Here is a 16,916-nt window from a genome sequence, read left to right as displayed (position 1 = left end):
GGCGCCCGCCTGAGAGCGCCTGTCACTTCAACAACGCCAACGGCCTTGGCCGTGGCGACCGACTGTAAAACTGGAAACAACCTACATGGCGAAGATCGTATTCGGGATGGCGGTGCCGCACAGCGGCATGCTCGGCCAGGCGCCGGAAGACTGGCTGAAGAACGGCGAGCGCGACCGCAACAATCCGGAATTGTGGTTCCGCAACCGCACGTGGACTTACCCCGAACTTGAAGCGCACCGCGAGGCCGCGTTCGCGCCGTTCCTCACGCTCGAAGAGCGCACGGCGCGCGCCGCGCGCTGCCGTGCCGCGCTCGACAAGATGGCGGCCGCGTACCGCGACGCAAAGATCGACGTGGCGATCATTCTCGGCAAGGACCAGAAGGAGATCTTCACGGACTTCTCGCCTTCCATCGCGATCTTCAGCGGCGAGGAAGTCCACAACGGTCCGCCGCAGCGATCCGTCTACGCGCCCGACCATCATGTCACGCACGATTGCCACCCGGAACTGGCCGCGTACCTGATCAACCACTTCCAGGCGAACGGCTTCGATCTCGCCGATCTGTTCGCATGGCCCGACAACGTGTGGATGAAGCCGCTCCCCGATTACCCGGTCGTGCCGCATGCGTACAGCTTCGTCTATCACCAGATCATGGACGACAATCCGCCGCCGCACGTGCCGATCATCATGAACTGCTTCTACCCGCCGACGCAGCCTTCGATGTCGCGCTGCATCGAGTTCGGCCGCGTGCTGCGCGATGCGATCACGGCTTGGCCCGAAGACGTGCGCGTGGGCATCTTCGCCTCGGGCGGACTCTCGCACTTCGTGAACGACGAGGAGTTCGACCACCGCATCATGAAGATGCTGGCGACCTACGACTACGACGGCCTCGCCGCCGTGGACGACCGCTCATATCAATCCGGCACCTCTGAAATCAAGCTCTACGTGAGCGTGATGAAAGCGGTGCAAGAGACCGGCGCCGAGATGACGCTGGTCGATTACGTCCCCTGCTGGCGCACGCCCGCCGGCACCGGCGAGGGCATGGGCTTCATGTACTGGAAAGCAGACGAGTGAGCCGGACGCCCCGCCCTTTTCACTTCCGTGGATGAGAGACAGACCGATGAGCAACACCCGCCTGAACGGCATCATTCGTGCGTTCGAATCCGGCAAGCCCGCGTTCGCTGCGTTCTCCAAGCTCGACAAGCAAACCGCCATCGAGATGAGCGAAGCGCCCTACGACGGCGTCGTGTTCGAAATGGAGCACAACCCGTATGACGTCGCCGCGCTCGGCGACGCCATGCAGTACATGCTCAACCGCAAGCAGATCGCCGAGTCGGGGTCGGTCGCGCCGCGCGTCACGCCCATCGCGCGGATTCCCGCCAACGGCGCGGAGATGAACCAGGCCTTCGCCAAGCAGGTGCTCGATCGCGGCACGTACGGCGTCGTGTGGCCCCACATCGCCACCGTCGAGCAGGCCTATAACGCGGTGGCCTCGTGCCGCTACGCCCGCCCGAAACACGCCCCGCTCTACGAGCCCAAGGGCGTGCGCGGCGACGGCCCGGCCAATGCGGCGCGCTACTGGGGGCTGTCGATGCAGGAGTACTACGAGAAGGCCGACGTCTGGCCGCTCGCCCCGCACGGCGAGATCCTCGTGGGCCTCATGTGCGAAAGCACGCAGGCGATCGAGAACCTCGACGACATCCTCGCCAATGTGCCGGGCATCGGCTTCATCCTCATCGGCGAAGGCGACCTCAGCCAGGAACTGGGCTTCCCGCGACAGTACGAACACCCCGAAGTGCTCGACGCCATGCGCCGGATCGTCGAGACCTGCCACACGCACAACGTCGTGGTCGGCAATCCGCATGTCACGGCGAAGAATCACCAGCGGCTGATTCAGGAAGGCTATCGCTTCCTCATGTCGGCGCCCACGCGCAGCTATGGCGTGGTCGGTGCGGCGCGCGAAATGGCGGGGTACTGACCCGCCTGCGGCAGGACAGGCTTCGAGGACGGGGTCAGCGACGTCAGCAATGTCTGTTCCCTGGAATTCTGAATTTACTGATTAGTTTTACGAATTATTTCAAACGTTGGAGACGAACGCCCCCGCGCCTACGGGTCAATGAGCGCAATAACTATAAGTAACGTTGGAGACAAGAATGAAGAAAGTGTGGATGCTGGCATCCGGCATCGCGTCGGCCTGCCTTTTTACTACCGCTCATGCGCAGTCGTCCGTCACGCTCTACGGCGTGATCGACAACGCCATCGAATATCAGAACGGCGGCAACGGCGCCGTCGTACGCGCCACCTCGGGCGGCCTGTTTGCAAGCCGTTACGGCCTGAAAGGCAGCGAGGATATCGGCGGCGGGCTGCACGTCAATTTCCAGCTCGAGCAGGGCTTTTCCGCCATGACCGGCGCCGCCGCCAATTCCGCGGAAGCCTTCAACCGGCAGGCGTGGGTGGGGCTCTCGGGCGGCTTCGGTGAAGTGCGCTTTGGCCTGCAAAACACGCCGCAGTATATTTTCCTGAACCGGGAGCTCGATCCGGTCGCGGTGATGAGCATGGGCTCGCCCATGCTCAACTTCAACTCGCTGACCATTCGCGTCAACAATGCGATCTCCTACTTCACACCGACGGTCTATGGGCTGAGTGCGCAGTTCATGGTCGCGATGCGCGACGCCGCGACCAAGCCGAGCAACGGCCTGCAGTTCTACAACGCGGCCGCGCGCTACGAGAACGGCCCGTTCAGAATCGCGGCGGGTTACGAGCAGGCGGACAACGCCACCGGCACGTCGACACTGAAGGTGTTCAACGCGGGCGCCTCGGTCGGCGTCGGCCCGGCGCGCTTCTATCTCGCGTATCACACGGAGCATCAGACTGACAACAGCATCAAGCGTGACGTGTATGAAGGCTCCGGCTCCTGGAACTTCAGCCCGGCGGACCAGCTCGCGCTGATGTACGGCTATGTGCACGACCGCACCGGCAAGGGCAACAACGCCCAGCAGATCGGCATGACCTACGAGCACTATCTGTCGAAGCGCACGACGCTGTACGCGTCGGCCGGGTTCATCAACAACCGCAATCAGGCGAGTTTCACGCTCAACGGCACCGCCTATGGCGGGGTCACGGTGGCGCCGGGTTCGAATACGCGCGGCGTCATCCTTGGCATGGTGCATACCTTCTGATCTCGGGGTGGGATCGGCGCCGTAAAGTTCCGGTGCCGGTCTCGGGGTATATCGCAATGCGCCTGGCGGCCAATCCATGAAAAAATATGACGATATCCACCGCCCCTTTTTCAAGGGGTAAACCGAGAAATTCGCACGCGTGCCCGGCCTGAAGGTACTGCGTTCAGGCGAACTTCCAATCGCAATGGCGGCCTCGCCTGAATGGCCGTCCAGGAGACCGCATGGCACACGGTGCAATGATCAGCAAACCCCCGCGCAAAACCACCGGTGAAGGCCGGTTGACCGCGGTTCCCAAGGTGCGGCTTTACGTCGAGCGGCCCGAAGAGGAAAACTGGTTTGTGCACGTCGGCCACGTGACCGAGCGCGGGCGCTGGCGCACCGAGCCCCACGCCCATCCGGCGTACGGGCAACTGATCTTCGTGCGCAACGGCCGCGGCGTCATGAATCTGGAGGGCCGCAGCGTGCCGTTCGAAGGACCCTGCGCGCTGCTGGTGCCCACCGAATGCATCCACGGTCTCGACTATGAAATCGATGTCGACCGGTGGGTCGTCACGATCGAAGTGTCCTATCTCACGCAGGTCAACGCGAAGCTTCACGAGTTCATCGCGCTTTGGTCCTCGCCGCGCATGATCCCGTTCGCGCATAGCGCCGACGCCGCCAGCGAGTTCTACACCCTGATTCAGCGCCTGAAGCAGGAAGTGGAGTCCGACGCGGTGGGCCAGGTCACCGGTACCGAAGCCTTGCTGACGATGCTGCTGTTGACGCTGATTCGCGAAGCGCGCCACGAGCAGACCGTCAACGACAGCGCGCCGCGCCACGACGTGCGCCTCGTGGAGCGCTTCCGCAAGCTGATCGACGAGCATTACCGCAGCAATCTGCCGCTCCAGGAGTACGCTTCGATGCTGGCGGTGTCGCTCGTGCAGTTGCGCGCCGCATGTGCGTCCGCCGCGGAAAAAAGCCCGACCAAGATGATTCACGCGCGCATTATCACCGAAGCGAAACGCGAACTCATTTTCGGCGACATGTCGGTGGAGCAGATCGCGTTCTGGCTGGGCTTCGCAGACGCCGCGTATTTCACGCGCTTCTTTCGCCGGGAAGTCGGGCAGGCGCCAAGCCAGTTTCGCAGCGACGCGCGGCGATAGCTTCGAGGTTCCGCGGCCCAAGGTGTCTGCTGCGATTCCTTTCCGCACCTTTCCCCAAGCGTCGCACACCGCGCTTCTCGCACCGGGATCTTCCCTGGTTCCACTCAAAAGTGCCAGCGAATCCGGCTTTTGTGCAGGGACCCGCCCAGGCGCTGCGAATACCCTTTTCGCGTTTTCCGGTTTTCCGCTTCCCCGTTGCAGGGAAGCGGCCAAAGATTCACTCCCATTCTTACTCCGGGTAATTCGAATATGGCGCAACTCGTGAAGCCCGCGCGCACGGCGCGGCACACTATTCTGGCCAGCCTTGCCGCATGCGCGTTCTCGGCGCAAGCGATGGCCGCGACCGTGCCGGCGACCGCCGGCACGGAATACGTCTATGTGGGCACGCTGCACCAGCAAATCACCGCCTTGCGCTTCGACGTGACCACCGGCGCACTCACCCCCATCGGTCCGGTCGCGCAAGGGCTCAAATCCACGTGGGTCGCCGCGCATCCCGTATTGCCCGTCCTGTACGCCGTCGACGACGACCGCGACAAGGAAGGCAGCATTACGGCATACGCGGTCGATCGCGGCACCGGCTCGCTCGCGCGCATCAACGACGTGCTCACGGGCGGGCGCGGCACCACGTTCTTGCGCTTCGATACCCCGTCCTCTACGTTGCTCGGCGCGAACTACAACAGCGGGTCGGTATCGAGCGTAGCGGTCAACCGCGACGGCAGCGTCGGGACGCTCGAATCGACGATCGCGGAGACCGGCTCGGGCCCGAACCCGCGTCAAACCAGTGCACACGCACACGGCGTCACGGTCGACCCGTCCGGCCGTTATGCCCTCGTTCCCGACCTCGGCTCCGATCGCGTGTTCATCTATGGTTTCGATCGAAAGACTCATGCCCTGACGCAACTCGACGGCGACTCGCCGCGCGCTTTCGTCGCCCCTCCGGGCAGCGGCCCACGGCGCGTTGCATTCGGTGCATCGGGAGACTATGCGTATGTGCTCACCGAACTCAGCGCGGAACTCATGGTGTTGCGCTGGGACGCGTCGAAGGCCCAACTTACGCTCGTGCAGTCACTGCCCATTAGCAGCGAAGGCTTCGCAGGCGCGAAGAGCGGGGCCGAAATGGCGCTCAGCCACGACGGTCGATTCGTTTATGTCGAAGACCGCGGCGAAAATGCCTTGGTCGTTTATCGCGTGGACGGCGCCACCGGCAAGCTCGCCGAAGTGCAGCGCACGCCTTCGGGCGGCGAGAAACCGTGGGGCTTTGCGATCGACCCATCGGGCAAGTGGCTGTTCGTCGCCAATCAGCGCAGCGGCAATGTGAGCGTATTCCACATCGACCGCGTCACTGGCAAGGTCTCCGCCAGCGGGCAGTCGGCCGATGTCCCCGATCCCACCAGCGTTGCGTTCGTGAAATAACGCCCTGCAATGCGAATGGCGCCGCTTCGTGGCGCCGCCATTCGCGCTTCAAAGCTTCCTCAAAGCCTGAATTGCGCGACGCAGTCGACAAGATTGGCCGCCTGGTGTTTCAGGCTCTCGGCAGCAGCGGCGCTCTCTTCGACCAGCGCCGCATTTTGCTGAGTGGTTTGATCCATCTGGGTGACGCCTTCGCCGACTTGCCCGACACCGGTGCTCTGCTCCGCACTCGCATGGCTGATCTCGGCGACGAGCACGCTCAGGCGCTGAATCGCGGCGACAACCTGCGTCATCGTCGCGCCTGCCTCGTCGACGAGTGCGCTGCCTTGATCGACACGCTCCACGCTGGACGTAATCAATCCGCGAATCTCGTGGGCAGCCTGCGCGCTGCGTTTCGCAAGCGAACGCACCTCCGTCGCGACGACGGCAAAGCCACGGCCCTGCTCGCCCGCACGCGCCGCTTCCACCGCCGCGTTCAACGCGAGAATATTGGTCTGCGCCGCGATGTCGTTGATGATGCCGATGATCTCGCCGATCTTGCGCGAACCCTCGTTGATGCCCCTCATCGTCTCGATCACGGATCCAACGACGTTTCCCCCTTCGACCGCAATCGACGATGCGCCGGTCGCCAGTTCGCTGGCCTCGAGCGCATTCGCGGCGTTCTGCTTCACGGTGGCGCTCAACTGCTCCATCGACGCCGCGGTTTCCTGCAGGGCGCTCGCCTGCTCCTCGGTACGCTGGCTCAAATACGCGTTGCCTGACGCGATTTGCGCCGACCCGGTCGCGATGGCGTCGCTGCTCGTGCGCACCTGCTCGACGATGCCCGCGAGCGCCACCGTCATCGCGTGCATGGCGGCCATGAGGCTGTCGGTATCGCCGGGGCGCAGATGCAAGTCGACGTTGAGGTTGCCCCTCGCGATCTGGCGGGCGGCCTCGCGCGCGTCGTCGGGCTCGCCACCGAGCTTGCGCGTGATCGCGCGCGAGAATTTCAATGCAGCCGCGACACCCGCAAGCACGATGATCGCCATGACGCTCACGCTCGCCACCATGGCGCGTCGTTGCCGTGCTTTTGCCAGCGCGATGGCAGCGGTGGTCCGTGCAACGATCGCCTCACCCGATTCGCGCAGCGTAATGGCGGAATCGCGGTCGATGCCGTCGATTGCGCGATCGCCGACGCCGATATCGAAGCCCGACGCTTCGAACTTTCCGAGCGCCGCGCGAAACGATGCGCCCATCTGCTTGTGCAACGCGTTGAAGCGCTCGATCTTTTCGCGCGCGTCACCGGGCGGCAATTCGCGTGCAAGCTTTTCCGTTATGGTCTGAGCTGTGTCCTCGTATTTCTGGAATGCGCCCCAGTACTTTTTGAATTGCTGGGGGTCCTTGCCTCGCACCAGAATATCCTTGCCGTTTTGCACCTGGTTCTTGAATGCGACCAGCGCGTCGTCCACCTCGCGCGCCTGTGCATCGTCGACCGAAACGAGCCGCTCATAGGTGTGCGCCGCACGGTTCATCTGCAATACGCCGAATAGCCCCGCCCCCGAAGCGACCAGCAACGCGGCGCCCAGCGCCAGCGGAAGTTGATGGACCAGTTTCATGTATCACCTTGTAAAAACCCCTTTTTTAAGGGGATTGTCTCCACGGTCGAGAGTAACGGACAATTGCGGTCATGCCTTTGGACGAAAGCGCGAATCGCCGGGACATTCACTCGCGAACCACCGCGCACCTCATTTCATTTTTCAGTACAACGAGTCAAGCATTCATGAGTCAGTCATCTTCGCAGTCGTCCCTTCCGTTCCTGCCGTTCGTGCGCTCCGAAATCGACGAGGAGACCATCCAGGGCGTCGTCGACGTGCTGCGCTCGGGCTGGATCACGACCGGCCCGCAGAACCAGGCGTTCGAAGCGGCGCTCTCCGAATACTGCGGTGGCCGTCCCGTGCGCACCTTCAACTCGGGCACGGCGACGCTCGAAACCGGTTTGCGCATTGCCGGCGTGGGCCCGGGCGATGAAGTCATCACTACGCCCGCGTCGTGGGTTTCCACGAGCAACGTGATCTACGAGGTAGGAGCGACACCCGTGTTCGCCGACATCGATCCTGTTACACGCAACATCGACCTCGACAAGCTCGAAGCCGCCATCACGCCGAAGACCAAAGCCATCATCCCGGTCTTTCTCTCCGGCCTGCCCGTCGACATGGACCGCCTCTACGCGATCGCCCGCCAGCACAAGCTGCGCGTGATCGAGGACGCCGCGCAGGCGTTCGGCTCGAGCTGGAACGGCAAGCGCATCGGAGCGATCGGCGACATCGTCTCGTTCAGCTTCCACGCCAACAAGAACCTCACGTCGATCGAAGGCGGCGCACTCGTCCTCAACGACGAGGCTGAAGCCGTGCTCGCGCAGAAATACCGTCTGCAAGGCATTACGCGCACGGGCTTCGATGGTATGGACTGCGACGTGCTCGGCGGGAAGTACAACCTTACCGATGTCGCCGCGCGCGTCGGGCTCGGTCAGCTCAAGCACATCGAGCGCTTCACGGCGCAGCGGCGCGCCCTCGCGCGCGCGTACTTCGCACGCCTCGAGGGCGGCGCGGCGGTTAAGCTCGGCATGGGCCTGCCACTCGCCGATTTCGCCAACAGCAACTGGCACATGTTTCAGATCACACTGCCACTCGACCAGCTCACCATCGATCGAGCCGGCTTCATGGCCGAATTGAAGGAACGCGGCATCGGCTCGGGCGCGCACTACCCCGCCATTCATCTTTTCACGCTCTACCGCGAGCGTGGTTTCAAGACGGGCATGTTCCCGCACGCGGAGCGCTTTGGCGCAAGCACGGTCACGCTGCCGCTCTTCACGCAGATGACCGAAGCCGACGTAGCGCGCGTGTGCAGCGCCGTGAACGATATCTGCGAGAAGTTTGCCAGGTGAGTTGCGCATTCAGCGAACCTGGTGTGCATTGAAACGTCGCAAAGAAAGGGCGATGCCGCTATACAGTTGCATCGCCCTTTCACAAGCCGGCTTGACGGCTTTGCGTTACCTCGCGAACGGCTGCCGCCGTACGCGCCTGTTACACCGGTGCAACGGGTGCGCCATCGACCAGACGCCAGACAGCCAGCGGATTGGCTGCCTGCAACGCGTCGGGAAGCAGGCTATCCGGCAAGTCCTGATAACAGACAGGACGCAGGAAGCGGTCGATCGCGGCGGCCCCCACCGACGTAAACATCGCATTCGAAGTCGATGGATAGGGGCCACCGTGAACCATCGCATGGCAAACCTCGACACCGGTCGGGAAGCCATTCGCCAGAATGCGTCCGGCCTTGCGTTCGAGTGCGGGCAAGAGGCGCTTCGCATCGGCGAGATCGGCCGCATCGATTTGCAGCGTAACGGTCAGTTGTCCTTCGAGATGCTCGACGATTTCGAGCAGTTCGCCGAAATCTCGCGCACGGATCACGACGGAGGCCGGACCGAACATCTCGGCCTCCAGTTCCGGCGAGGCAAGCAGGCGCGCCGCATCGGTCACATAGAGCGCCGCCTGCGCGGCATTCGCGCGCTCACCGGCGGGCTCGCCCTCTGCCACCTTCGTCACGCCCGCCACGGCGCCCGTGCTTTGCTTGCCGCTGCAGTAGGCGTCGAAGATGCCGGGCGTCAACATCGTCTGGGCCGGCTTCGAGGCCAGCGCCGCTCCCGCCGCCTCGACGAAGCGGTCGAGGTCCGGACCGTCCACGGCGAGCACGAGGCCCGGGTTCGTGCAGAATTGACCGGCGCCCATGGTCAGGGAATCGGCGAACGCCTTGCCGATCGCCTCCGCCCGGTTCGCGAGCGCGTGCGGGAACAGAAAGACCGGATTAATACTGCTCATCTCCGCGTACACGGGAATCGGCTCGGGACGCGCGTTCGCGAGCCGCATCAGCGCGAGTCCGCCCTGCCGCGAACCCGTGAAGCCGACCGCCTTGATTGCCGGATGCGAGACCAGCGCTTCGCCCAGCTTGCGACCGGCGCCGAACAGCAGCGAAAACGTGCCCTCGGGCAGGCCCTGTTCCTTGACGGCTTTCTGGATTGCGCAGCCTACGAGCTTCGACGTGCCCAGGTGCGCGCTGTGCGCCTTCACGATGACGGGTGCACCCGCAGCCAGTGCGGAGGCCGTGTCCCCTCCCGCAACCGAAAATGCGAGCGGGAAGTTGCTCGCGCCGAACACCGCAACGGGACCCAACGGCACCTTTGCCAGGCGCAGATCCGCACGCGGCAGCGGCTCGCGCGCGGGCTGCGCATGATCGATCGTGGCGGCGAGAAAGTGGCCATCCCGCACGACCTTGGCAAACAGACGCAACTGTCCGACCGTGCGTGCCCGCTCGCCTTGAAGGCGCTGGGCAGGCAACCCCGTCTCGGCTTGCGCGCGTTCGATCAGTTCGTCGCCGAGCGCGAGGATATTCTCGGCAATGGCCTCGAGAAAAGCCGCGCGCTGTGCGAGCGGGGCATTTCGGTAGGAGTCGAAAGCAGCGGCTGCGAGTGAAGCCGCTCGCTCGACCTCGGCAGAGCCGCCCATCCCGAACACCGGGTCTGCGATTTCCGAGTTGCTGGCCGGATTGAATGCCCGCTGCTCGCCCTCGGTGCCTCGCACCGAAGAGAAGCCGATAAGCATGTCGCCATTCATAGTCATGTCGATTTCCTGGAACGCGTTGTGTGTAGTTGTTCTTCGCCTTGGCGCCCGCTCGGCGGCTAGTTGAATAGCCAGTTAACTACAGGCCGGGCAATGGGAGGTGGATAGACGCACCATGAGCCATCATGGTGTCGGAAGAAGACGATCGCGAACGTTCCAGACGAACGTGCGACTTCGACCTGTACTGCCCGCCACGGCATCTTCGTCGAGCGACCGGGTCGCGTGACGCTGAGATTTTCCCCATTTCCAAACCAGTCGTTGACCAGGGCGCGAAGGGATGTGCGCTGACCGCTCATAAGCGTCTCCGCGCTTCGCGGACGTGTTGGCGAATCCACAAAGCTTTACGCAGCAATTTCGTTCGTGCGCCAACACCAAACGATCCGATCTGGCTGGCTTCAACGGGGGAAGTCAGGACGGTAGGATCATCATCGGTTGCGGGCCGCATCTCGTCCATTGAAGTTAATCGTTGAGGGTTTAACCGAAGGGTTAACGTACGGTGTGCACGGTGCCGTCAATGCAGCGTTTCGCGTCTGGCCAGCGGCTTGAACAACTGACTCCACGCGGCGCTCACGAGAATGGTTGCGCATCCGCCGAGAACAACCGAGCCAACCGCACCAAATGCCGTCGCCGTCAGACCGGATTCGAATTCGCCGAGTTGATTGCTTGCGCCGATAAAAAGCGTGTTCACGGCCGCGACGCGTCCACGCATGCGGTCCGGCGTTTCCAGCTGAATGAGCGTCTGGCGAACGACCACGCTGATCGTGTCGGCGCCGCCCGATATCGCCAGCAGAAGCAGCGAGACAGGAAACGAGCGGGAAATCCCAAACGCCGCAATCGCAGCGCCGTACACCGCGACGGCGATGAGCAGTTTCCTGCCGACCCCGCTGCCGATCGCACGCCGCGATAGCATGAGCCCGACACAGAGCGCGCCCACCGCAGGCGCGCAGCGCAGCAAGCCCAGACCTTGCGGCCCGACGTGCAGAATCTCTTTCGCGTAGACCGGCAGGAGCGCCGTGGCGCCCCCAAACAAGACGCCGAAGAGGTCGAGCGAAATCCCGCCGAGCAAGAGCGGATGGCTCCAGACGAAGCGCAGGCCGGCAAACACGGTGTCGGCCGTCACGGGCTCCCGCGGCGGCGCCACGTGGTCGTAACGTATCAGGGCATACATGGCGGCGCTCACGCAAAAGAGCGCCGCGCAGGTGAAATAGAGCGCGTTCACGCCGGTTGCGAACAGCAAGCCGCCCAACGCCGGCCCCGCTATGACACACACCTGCTGCACGACGGTGCTGAGCGCCATCGACCTTGCCAGCAGGCGCTGCGGAACGAGCATCGGCAACAGTGCCTGTTGACCCGACATCTGAAACGGCCGGATGGCGCCAAGCACGAGCGAGAGACCCAGCAGCAGTTCGCGAGTCACTGCGTGCGTCATGGAAGACACGGCGAGCATGGTGCCGATGGCCGCCTGGGCGGCGAGGCAGATCGCGACCAGTTGGCCGCGATGCATGCGATCGGCGCAATGCCCGGCGACCAGCGTAGTCGCGAGCCCGGGAATGAACTGAAAGAGTCCGACGAGACCGAGATACCACGCACTCGATGTGAGGTCGTACATATGCCAGCTGATCGCGAGCATGAGCATCTGCTGGGCGGTGATGGAACCGACGCGCGCGATCAGGAAGCGCGTGAGCGATGCGTGCCGCAGCAAGGGCATCATGCCGGTCGACGCCTCCAGCGCCGGCGGGGACGTTTCGTTAGCGTGGCTCATAAGGACTTCCAGCCATGCACGTGGTCCACGTGCAGGTGATTTTTAGAAACTTCTTCTGGCATAAAGCAGAGGCTACGGAAGGCCGATCCTGTCCGGGTGCTGCGCTTCGGGCTCGCTCTCGTTGACTTTCGGCGCCCATTTCCGCTGGAGCAACACCACGGTGCTCGTCGCGCCCAGAATGAGAAACACGAAAATGGCCAGCATGGGCAGCGTGTAGCTGCGCCCGACATGAAGCAACCAGCCGGAAAGACTGGCGGATACGCCACCCGCAAGACTGGTGGCCACTTGCTGCAAGCCCGTATTCAGGCCCACCGCCGGTTTGGGAATCAAGGTGAGCTTGACGAGCGCGAGGTTGTTCGCGGTCACGAGGCCCAGCAATGAAAGAGACACGATATTCCAGAACAACGCCATTTGCGGCGAGCGCGCATAGGCGCCCATTAACACCGTCGTACCGCTGATAAAGCCGGCCACGATAAACGACTTGCGCACTACGACCGCGTCATGGCCTCGCGCGATCAACCGGTCCGCGGCCCACCCCGCCAACGCGGCCACGACCGCGATGCCAGCAAAGCTGAAGAAGGTATACAGCCCCGACTGCCGCAGCGAGAGCCCGCGCTGCTCCACCAGATACGCCGGCATCCACGTCATGCAATAGAACACGAAATAGCTGTAGCAGAAGTTGGTGATCAGCCCGCCCCACACCACCGGGCTCGACAGCAGGTTGCGAAGCGGCACCGAGGCCGCCCGGCGCTTCGCCACCGCAAGCTCGGCTTTCGACGGGAAATCGTTGTTGAGCATCAGTTGCCACGGCAGCAGCCACACCAGGCCGGCAAGACCCGTCACGACGAACATGGTCTTCCACGAGCTGACGGCGATGAGCCACGCCGCGATCGGCGCACCGAGCGCCGGGCCCATCTTGCCGCCAATCGAGTAGATGCCGAGCGCCGTGCCCTTGTGCGCCTCGTCGAAGTTATTGGCGAGATAGCGATAGGTGGCGGGCACCACCACCGCCTCGGCAACGCCGATCAAGAGGCGCACGAGAATCAGCGCGGACAGTGTCGTCACGACACCCGTTGCCGCCGCCGCGAGACACCACAGCAGGAAGCAGACCGTATAAGGCCATTTCACGCCATAGCGGTCGACCACCCAGCCCATGGGCATCTGCAACAACCCGTAAGACCAGAACATGGCGGAGCCGAGCCAGCCGCGCTCGACGTGCGTCAGCGCGAATTCGTGCACGAAGTGACGATCCGCGAGCGCCGCCGACATGCTCGTTCGGTCTACGAAGGAGATCATCAGACCGAGCGCGAGCAGCACGAGAATGCCCCAGCGATTCTCCGTGCGCGCCGCTTTTCGTACTGTGATCTCCACCCGTCGTCTCCGATGACTGCCTGGCTCAGCCCAGGCTGCCGGTCACGTCGTCGAACAACTCGTCGACCGTGAGACGGCGCGGAATGATCTTCTGGTCGAGCGCCCAATCGACCGCCAGTTGCAGCCCCTTGCGGTTCGCCTCCAGCCCGATCGGCGGGAAAATGGCCGGCACGCCTTCGGCGAGCGAGCGGCTTTCCGCGACCATGCGATAGAGTTCGCGAACGATGTCCGGGCGCGCCTTCGACAGATCTTCATGCACCACGAACATATGGTTGATCGGCACGACGCCGGTGCGCGCGAACCAGTCCTTCGCGGCGGCATGCGCGTCCGGCACCAGCGTGCGCACACGCTCGTCCTTCGGCATGTCTTCGCCGAGCAGCGCGGCTGCGAGTTCGCCCTCGAGCATCATCTCCGGAATCGACGATCCGGCCGGCAGACGCTGGCAGTTTTGCGGATCGTTGTACTCGGCCAGATGCCCGTCGCCCAGCGTCATCCAGGTCACCTTGTCGAGATCCACACCGTATTCATGGCGCAGGATGCCGCGAATCCAGAGTGCGGTCGTTTGCGTGTAGGTACGCACGCCGACCTTCTTTCCTTCGATATCCTTGGGATCCAGATGACCGAAGTCGATGTTGAAGCCCGCGCAGTGATGCTGGAAGCGCCCCGAAATCGGCGCCGGCAGCAGGACGTAGGGCTTGCCATAGGCCTTGGCCTGCAGGAACGTGACGATCGCCAGTTCGCCCGCATCGAACTTGTTCTCGCGCACCATGGCCTTGAAGCCGTTGTGCGCCGGGGTCGGCCCGCAGAAGTCCAGCGTCACGAGATCCGACGCCACGCGCCCATCGCGCATTGCCTTCGTCACCGCGTATTCGGCCAGATTGGTGCGCAACGTCGGCACGCCAGTCAGCGTCGTTGTCATGAATGTCTCTCCTTATGCTTGTTTCTTGAAATCGCGTGTTAATGCCGAACGAAAGCCGAATTACAGCCGCACCTCGATGAGGCACGGACCCGGCTCGCGGGTCGAATCGACCATCGCCTTGTAGAAGTCCTCGGCCGTCTCGACGGCCTTGCCCGGCACGCCCATGCTCTTCGCCATCGCGAGCCAGTCGATGCGCGGCTTGTCGATGTCGATCATCGAGAGCGCGCGTTCGCCCGGCGTGCCCGCGCCCATGTTGGCGTACTCGGCCTTGAGAATCGCGTAGCTGTTGTTGGCGAAGATGATCGTCGTGACGTTCAGCCCTTCGCGCGCCTGGGTCCACAGCGACTGGATCGTGTACATCGCGCTGCCGTCGCCGACCATGCAGAACACGCGCCGGTCCGGGCACGCGAGCGCCGCGCCGGTTGCCACGGGCGTCGAATACCCGATCGAGCCGCCCATGTTGTTGATGAGATCGTGCGGCCGCGCGCCCATGGTCAGGCTCATCGATTCACGGCCCGTGGTGAGTGATTCATCGACGACGATGCAGTGCTCTGGCAAGGCGGCAGCCAGCGCATGGGCGATGCTCGTGGGATTGAGCGCGCCCGTCGGCACCGGGGTTTCGATGCGCGGTTGCAAGAGCGCAGTCGCATCGGCGGCGCCCAGTGCCTGCAGCAGCATGTCGAAGGCGAGTTCGCTGTCCTCGTCGGCCTCGACCAGCGCGTGCACCAGCGTGCCCTCGGCCTTGAGCAGGCTCGGCTTGTCCGGGTAGGCGAAGAAGGCCACCGGCTCGGTGGTCTCGACCGTGACGATGTGCTTGAAGTCCTTGAGAAACGCCATGGCCTGCGGCACCGCGTACGGAATACGCGCCATGGGCACGCGGCCCGCGCCGCGCTCGATGCGTGCGGTGAAGAACTGCGAGCCCAGCCGCGCGCCGGTGGCCGAGGCCACACGGCCGGCCTTCTCGAGCGCCGCGCCGCGCGTCGCCTTGTTGGCGAGAATGAACAGCGTCGGCTCGCCGGAGCGCAACACCCGCGCGACATGTTCGATACGCGCGGCGCCCGGCGTCTTGCGACGCGTCACGGCCGCCGGCGGCAGCACCGGCTCCGCTTCCGTGCGCTGCCACGAGGTGTCGCCCGGCAGGATCAAGGTGGCGATCTGCCCCGGGTGCTCGCTGGCCTTGGCCACGGCTTGCGCCGTGTCCCACGCGATGGTGTCCGCCGATTCGGCGCGGCGCACCCAGTGGCTCAGCGGCCGCGCGAGGCCCTCGATATCGGAGGTGAGCGGCGGGTCATACTTGAGATGCGACACCGAATGCTCGCCCACGACATTGACCATGCCCGACGACGCACGCTTCGCGTTGTGGATGTTCGCGAGGCCGTTCGCAAGACCGGGGCCCAGGTGCAGCAGCGTCGAGGCCGGCTTGTCCTTCATCCGGTACCAGCCGTCGGCCGCCCCCGTGGCGACGCCCTCGAACAGGCACAGCACGCTGCGCATCCCCGGGTTGTTGCCGAGGGCCGCCAGGAAGTGCATCTCCGAAGTGCCGGGATTCGCAAAACAGATGTCGACATCCTGATCGACGAGGGTCGCGACGAGACTTTCGGCGCCGTTCATCAGTAGCCTGCCATATCGCGAGCGAGACCGACCACGCCGTACGTGCGCTGCGGCGCCGACATCAGGAAGCGGTAGCCCTCTTCCGAGAGGCGCCGATGATTCTTGGCCGTGACGTGCGGGTGGCCCACGATCACGTTGTGCTTCTTGCAGGTCTCGACGATCTGGCGCATGGCGTCGATGACTTCGGGGTGCTCGTACTGGCGCGGAAAGCCCAGTTCCTGGCTCAGGTCGCCTTCACCGATGAGAATGAAGCCGATGCCGGGCACATTCGCGAGCATGTCGTCGAGGTTCTCGATCGCCTGCGTGCTCTCGCACATCAGACCCACGAGAATCTCGCCTTCGGGCACGAGCGGCCACACGTCGGCCTTCCTGTAGTAGTCGGCCATGCTGAGGCCCCAGTAGCGCGCCGCGTTGGCCGGACCGTCGCCGCGCACGCCCTTCGGCTCGTACAGCGGCGCGTGCTTCGGCCGTGCATAGCGGCACGACGCCACCGCGTTATACGCCTGCTCGACGGTCGCCACGTGCGGCCAGATCACGCCGTAGGCGCCGCGATCGAGCACCTGCTTGGCAAAGCTCTGGTTCATCTCCACGCCATTGGCGGGAATGCGCGCAATCGGCGTGACCTTCGGCGCCACCGATGCGGACTCGGCGATCTGCTTGCGGCTGAGCATGTATTGCAGCGCGTCGCCGAGCGCGGCCACGTCGTACGGGTTGTGCTCCATCTCGAAGACGAGCCCGTCATAGGGCGAATCGCTCATTTCGATGGCGGTCTGCTTGTCGAGCTTGGCGAAGGCCGCATGCGCGGCCTTGCCCGACTCGAACGCGCGGATGATGCTGTTCAGACGATTAGTGGACATGCGAATCTCTCTTTC

The 16,916-nt window shown here is 63.9% G+C and carries 13 protein-coding genes; 6 read left to right on the top strand and 7 right to left on the bottom strand.

Annotation, left to right across the window (positions count from 1 at the left end; genetic code table 11):
* Positions 1-85: 85 nt before the first annotated feature.
* From AB4Y35_RS03115 to AB4Y35_RS03095, 5 genes are all read left to right on the top strand, one after another.
* On the top strand, positions 86-1,072 hold the full coding sequence (locus AB4Y35_RS03115) for a protocatechuate 3,4-dioxygenase (RefSeq protein ID WP_368688137.1): 987 nt from the start codon (positions 86-88) through the stop codon (positions 1,070-1,072).
* 46 nt (positions 1,073-1,118) lie between these two features.
* Positions 1,119-1,976: an HpcH/HpaI aldolase/citrate lyase family protein gene (locus AB4Y35_RS03110; RefSeq protein WP_368703285.1), complete on the top strand. Its 858-nt coding sequence runs from the start codon at positions 1,119-1,121 to the stop codon at positions 1,974-1,976.
* Positions 1,977-2,151: 175 nt separating this feature from the next.
* The gene (locus tag AB4Y35_RS03105) at positions 2,152-3,177 is read left to right on the top strand and encodes a porin (RefSeq protein ID WP_368703284.1); all 1,026 of its coding nucleotides are present in this window, start codon (positions 2,152-2,154) and stop codon (positions 3,175-3,177) included.
* Positions 3,178-3,398: 221 nt separating this feature from the next.
* On the top strand, positions 3,399-4,319 hold the full coding sequence (locus AB4Y35_RS03100; RefSeq protein ID WP_368703283.1) for a helix-turn-helix domain-containing protein: 921 nt from the start codon (positions 3,399-3,401) through the stop codon (positions 4,317-4,319).
* A 249-nt stretch (positions 4,320-4,568) separates the two neighbouring features.
* Positions 4,569-5,732: a lactonase family protein gene (locus AB4Y35_RS03095; RefSeq protein ID WP_368703282.1), complete on the top strand. Its 1,164-nt coding sequence runs from the start codon at positions 4,569-4,571 to the stop codon at positions 5,730-5,732.
* 59 nt (positions 5,733-5,791) lie between these two features.
* On the opposite strand, the gene AB4Y35_RS03090 is transcribed toward AB4Y35_RS03095, so the two are convergent.
* The gene (locus AB4Y35_RS03090; protein ID WP_368703281.1) at positions 5,792-7,324 is read right to left on the bottom strand and encodes a methyl-accepting chemotaxis protein; all 1,533 of its coding nucleotides are present in this window, start codon (positions 7,322-7,324) and stop codon (positions 5,792-5,794) included.
* A 164-nt stretch (positions 7,325-7,488) separates the two neighbouring features.
* On the opposite strand from AB4Y35_RS03090, the gene AB4Y35_RS03085 reads away from it, so the two are divergent.
* Complete coding sequence (locus AB4Y35_RS03085) at positions 7,489-8,652, top strand: DegT/DnrJ/EryC1/StrS family aminotransferase (protein ID WP_368703280.1); 1,164 nt, start codon at positions 7,489-7,491, stop codon at positions 8,650-8,652.
* Positions 8,653-8,791: 139 nt separating this feature from the next.
* Here AB4Y35_RS03085 and AB4Y35_RS03080 read toward each other — a convergent pair whose 3' ends face one another.
* From AB4Y35_RS03080 to AB4Y35_RS03055, 6 genes are all read right to left on the bottom strand, one after another.
* On the bottom strand, positions 8,792-10,381 hold the full coding sequence (locus tag AB4Y35_RS03080; RefSeq protein WP_368703279.1) for an aldehyde dehydrogenase (NADP(+)): 1,590 nt from the start codon (positions 10,379-10,381) through the stop codon (positions 8,792-8,794).
* 511 nt (positions 10,382-10,892) lie between these two features.
* Positions 10,893-12,089 carry an MFS transporter gene (locus AB4Y35_RS03075; protein WP_368703834.1) on the bottom strand — a complete coding sequence of 399 codons (1,197 nt, stop codon included), beginning with the start codon at positions 12,087-12,089 and terminating at the stop codon, positions 10,893-10,895.
* A 126-nt stretch (positions 12,090-12,215) separates the two neighbouring features.
* Positions 12,216-13,514: an MFS transporter gene (locus tag AB4Y35_RS03070; RefSeq protein ID WP_368703278.1), complete on the bottom strand. Its 1,299-nt coding sequence runs from the start codon at positions 13,512-13,514 to the stop codon at positions 12,216-12,218.
* A gap of 25 nt (positions 13,515-13,539) precedes the next feature.
* Entirely contained in the window at positions 13,540-14,433 is an 894-nt protein-coding gene (locus tag AB4Y35_RS03065; RefSeq protein ID WP_368703277.1) for a phosphate ABC transporter substrate-binding protein, read from the bottom strand.
* 60 nt (positions 14,434-14,493) lie between these two features.
* Positions 14,494-16,044: an acetolactate synthase large subunit gene (locus tag AB4Y35_RS03060; protein WP_368703276.1), complete on the bottom strand. Its 1,551-nt coding sequence runs from the start codon at positions 16,042-16,044 to the stop codon at positions 14,494-14,496.
* Complete coding sequence (locus tag AB4Y35_RS03055; RefSeq protein ID WP_368703275.1) at positions 16,044-16,901, bottom strand: HpcH/HpaI aldolase/citrate lyase family protein; 858 nt, start codon at positions 16,899-16,901, stop codon at positions 16,044-16,046. The genes AB4Y35_RS03060 and AB4Y35_RS03055 overlap by 1 nt, the downstream gene beginning before the upstream one ends.
* Positions 16,902-16,916: the final 15 nt, after the last annotated feature.

The sequence above is a fragment of the Paraburkholderia sp. EG286A genome (genome assembly GCF_040965375.1).
In the GTDB taxonomy this organism is placed as follows: domain Bacteria; phylum Pseudomonadota; class Gammaproteobacteria; order Burkholderiales; family Burkholderiaceae; genus Paraburkholderia.
This window is presented reverse-complemented; position numbering and strand designations above follow the sequence as displayed.

What these genes read in the sequence shown, in the direction of transcription:
- AB4Y35_RS03095 (WP_368703282.1), top strand. Translation starts at nt 4,569, where the DNA reads ATGGCGCAACTCGTGAAGCCCGCGCGCACGGCGCGGCACACTATTCTG.
- AB4Y35_RS03065 (WP_368703277.1), bottom strand. Translation starts at nt 14,433, where the DNA reads ATGACAACGACGCTGACTGGCGTGCCGACGTTGCGCACCAATCTGGCC.
- AB4Y35_RS03055 (WP_368703275.1), bottom strand. Translation starts at nt 16,901, where the DNA reads ATGTCCACTAATCGTCTGAACAGCATCATCCGCGCGTTCGAGTCGGGC.
- AB4Y35_RS03085 (WP_368703280.1), top strand. Translation starts at nt 7,489, where the DNA reads ATGAGTCAGTCATCTTCGCAGTCGTCCCTTCCGTTCCTGCCGTTCGTG.
- AB4Y35_RS03115 (WP_368688137.1), top strand. Translation starts at nt 86, where the DNA reads ATGGCGAAGATCGTATTCGGGATGGCGGTGCCGCACAGCGGCATGCTC.
- AB4Y35_RS03075 (WP_368703834.1), bottom strand. Translation starts at nt 12,089, where the DNA reads ATGCCCTTGCTGCGGCACGCATCGCTCACGCGCTTCCTGATCGCGCGC.
- AB4Y35_RS03100 (WP_368703283.1), top strand. Translation starts at nt 3,399, where the DNA reads ATGGCACACGGTGCAATGATCAGCAAACCCCCGCGCAAAACCACCGGT.
- AB4Y35_RS03110 (WP_368703285.1), top strand. Translation starts at nt 1,119, where the DNA reads ATGAGCAACACCCGCCTGAACGGCATCATTCGTGCGTTCGAATCCGGC.
- AB4Y35_RS03060 (WP_368703276.1), bottom strand. Translation starts at nt 16,044, where the DNA reads ATGAACGGCGCCGAAAGTCTCGTCGCGACCCTCGTCGATCAGGATGTC.
- AB4Y35_RS03105 (WP_368703284.1), top strand. Translation starts at nt 2,152, where the DNA reads ATGAAGAAAGTGTGGATGCTGGCATCCGGCATCGCGTCGGCCTGCCTT.
- AB4Y35_RS03090 (WP_368703281.1), bottom strand. Translation starts at nt 7,324, where the DNA reads ATGAAACTGGTCCATCAACTTCCGCTGGCGCTGGGCGCCGCGTTGCTG.
- AB4Y35_RS03080 (WP_368703279.1), bottom strand. Translation starts at nt 10,381, where the DNA reads ATGACTATGAATGGCGACATGCTTATCGGCTTCTCTTCGGTGCGAGGC.